At 37.1% G+C, this 2,767-nt stretch carries 1 protein-coding gene and 1 pseudogene; both read left to right on the forward strand.

Features of this window, described 5'->3' with window-relative positions; genetic code table 11:
* Positions 1–327: 327 nt before the first annotated feature.
* Positions 328–1,692: an SLC45 family MFS transporter gene (locus tag F9U64_RS22450; protein WP_153407126.1), complete on the forward strand. Its 1,365-nt coding sequence runs from the start codon at positions 328–330 to the stop codon at positions 1,690–1,692.
* A 27-nt stretch (positions 1,693–1,719) separates the two neighbouring features.
* Positions 1,720–1,995 (forward strand): annotated as a pseudogene (locus F9U64_RS22455) (alpha-amylase family glycosyl hydrolase); the annotation flags it as partial.
* Positions 1,996–2,767: the final 772 nt, after the last annotated feature.

The raw sequence follows: 2,767 nt of genomic DNA on the forward strand, positions 1-2,767 counted from the left end.
CAAATAAAATTCATTGAAGTATTCCGATTCATCTTGTAAACGACTTTTGTTTTATTTTGAGCAAACGATTGCATATTTATTTTAAATAATATATAATAGCAAAATATTAGCTACTATAGTATATATCAGTTAATATAAACTAACCATTTGAATGTTTCCTGTTTTTACGTATAAAGGATTTATTAGTCATTTTGCGCAAACGATTGCATTAACAATGATGTAAAAAGGTGCATTCTAGTTTAGAACTAGTATTACTACCACTAAAAAGCATTAGGGATAGTTATATTAAGGATTCTACTATTTTATAGATCGCAGGAGGTCACAGTTATGCTTGAAGCAAAATCAATAAACGAAAACGTACAAATACCTAAACAATCACTTCCAAATTTACCGATTAGCACCATATGGATGATTAGTTTTGGCTTTTTAGGTGTGCAAATGGCATTTGCTTTGCAAAGTTCCAATATGGGTCGTATCTTCCAGACGCTTGGCGCTGACCCGACTCGATTAGGATTTTTCTTTATTCTGCCACCACTTGCTGGTTTAGTTGTCCAGCCTCTCGTGGGATATTTTTCTGATCGGACATGGAGTCCGCGGTTCGGCCGTCGGATTCCGTATTTAATTGTTGGTGCCATAGTAGCAGCAATTGTTATGGTACTACTCCCGAATGCAGGAAGCTTTGGCTTTGGATTTGGTTCCTTGATGGCGCTAACCTTTGGTGCAGTCGCTATTCTCTTTATGGATCTTTCATCTAATGTTGCAATGCAGCCTTTCAAAATGATGGTTGGTGACATGGTTAACGAAAAACAAAAAGGGTTTGCCTATTCTATTCAAAGTTTTCTATCAAACAGTGGTGCTGTATTAGCTAGTATTTTCCCTTTTATATTAACAATGATGGGTGTCGCAAATAGTGCTCCTATAGGGGTGATACCACCATCTGTTGTTATTTCTTTTTATGCGGGAGCAATTATCCTGATTATATGTAGTATATTTACAATAATTAGAGTGAAAGAGTATTCGCCATCTGAATACGCTACATACCATGGCATTACCAAAGAGTCGAATAAAGAAAAAGCAGGACTCTTGAAATTGCTTCGTAATGCGCCTAAAGTATTTTGGACAATTACACTAGTGCAGTTTTTCTGCTGGATGGGCTTCCAATATTTATGGACATATGGTACAGGGGCAATTTCTTCCAATGTTTGGAATACCTCTGATCCAACTACAACAGCGTATCAAAGTGCTGGTAATTGGTTTGGTGTGCTAACAGCTGTGCAATCAATCGCTGCAGTATTGTGGTCACTTGTCTTGTCTCGTGTACCGAATGATAAGCGTAAACCAGCATATGCTCTTAGTCTAGTACTCGGAGGTATCGGTTTTAGCTCCGTATTCTTTATTCAAAATCAATGGTTGCTGGTTGTTTCATTTTTCTTAATTGGTATAGCTTGGGCAGCAATGATGACGTTTCCTTTTACTATCCTTACGAATGCCTTGTCAGGGGAAAGAATGGGAACCTATCTTGGGTTATTTAATGGCAGTATCTGTTTACCTCAGATCATTGCTTCTTGTTTAAGTTTTGTTTTATTTCCAGCAATTGGATCATCCATGCCTGAAATGATTTTAATCTCAGGTATTCTACTTATCATTGGTGCGCTTTCTGTATCCGTAATTAAAGAAACAAGTGCTAGTTAAAACGGTTTATAAACCAAGGGGTTAAAAATGAATAAACAGTGGTGGAAAGAAGCGGTAGCTTATCAAATTTACCCATGGAGCTTTATGGACTCGAATGGAGATGGGATTGGAGATATTCTAGGTATCATATCTAAGCTGGATTATTTAAAAGTGCTTGGTATTGATGTTTTATGGATTTGTCCGATTTATCAATCTCCAAATGATGATAATGGGTATGACATAAGTGACTATAAAGGGATTATGAGTGAATTTGGAACAATGGATGACTTTAACCAGCTATTAGAAGAAACGCATTCCCGCGGTGCACCATGGGGACGGATCTAGCGTTTCATTCCCAACTGAATTCTTGCTATTACTGTTTATGTATGAATGGATACAAAGACGGTTCCCATTCATGTAAAAGGATATCTAAAATATCATCATAAAAAGGCAGTCAATATGAAAGCTGTCAAGTTTCCCCTTCGGTTTTCTGATGCATACTATCCCGTGGGAAGTCTGGTTTCTGACGGGAATTCCTTAAGAAAACCATAATAAATTTATCTTTATTCAGCCTCTTGCATTTACTGTCTAAATTTCCTCTGGGGACAGTTCTGAATGAAGCACGAGAACCTTCCCCGTATTTCCTACAACGGATTTTCCTATCACATCTCTTTGGGCGAGTGAGGGTTTTGATAGGTTGAGCGGGTTTTCCTATCACATCTCTTCAAGCGAGTGGGAGTTTTGATAGGTTGAGCAGGTTTTCCTATCACACCTCTTCAGGCGAGTGGGAGTTTTGATAGGTTGATGAGCTTTACCTATCAAATCTATTTGGGCGTTTGTGTGTTTTGATAGGTTGATGACTCTTAACATCATTATTTCATGCTCCAGCCCGAGTTTTGATGCTATGATCCTTTCTTCTTTAGTAACTCCATGCTAACATAATATTCCAAAAGAAAATATTGAATTTTTAAAAAAAAGACAGACAATCATTTTGATTATGTAATTCTTGCTCCCTTTAATTTAGCTTTCTGTCACTTTCAATTCCTTTTTGATAAAGGCTTTAATCTCACTAAAGTAAGGGGACTTATAAACAAAT

Origin of the sequence: Gracilibacillus oryzae (assembly GCF_009498735.1) — a bacterium.
Taxonomy (GTDB): Bacteria; Bacillota; Bacilli; order Bacillales; family Amphibacillaceae; genus Gracilibacillus; species Gracilibacillus oryzae.

Excerpts from the sequence above, each read along its gene's own strand:
- F9U64_RS22450 (WP_153407126.1), top strand. The coding sequence starts at position 328 with ATGCTTGAAGCAAAATCAATAAACGAAAACGTACAAATACCTAAACAA.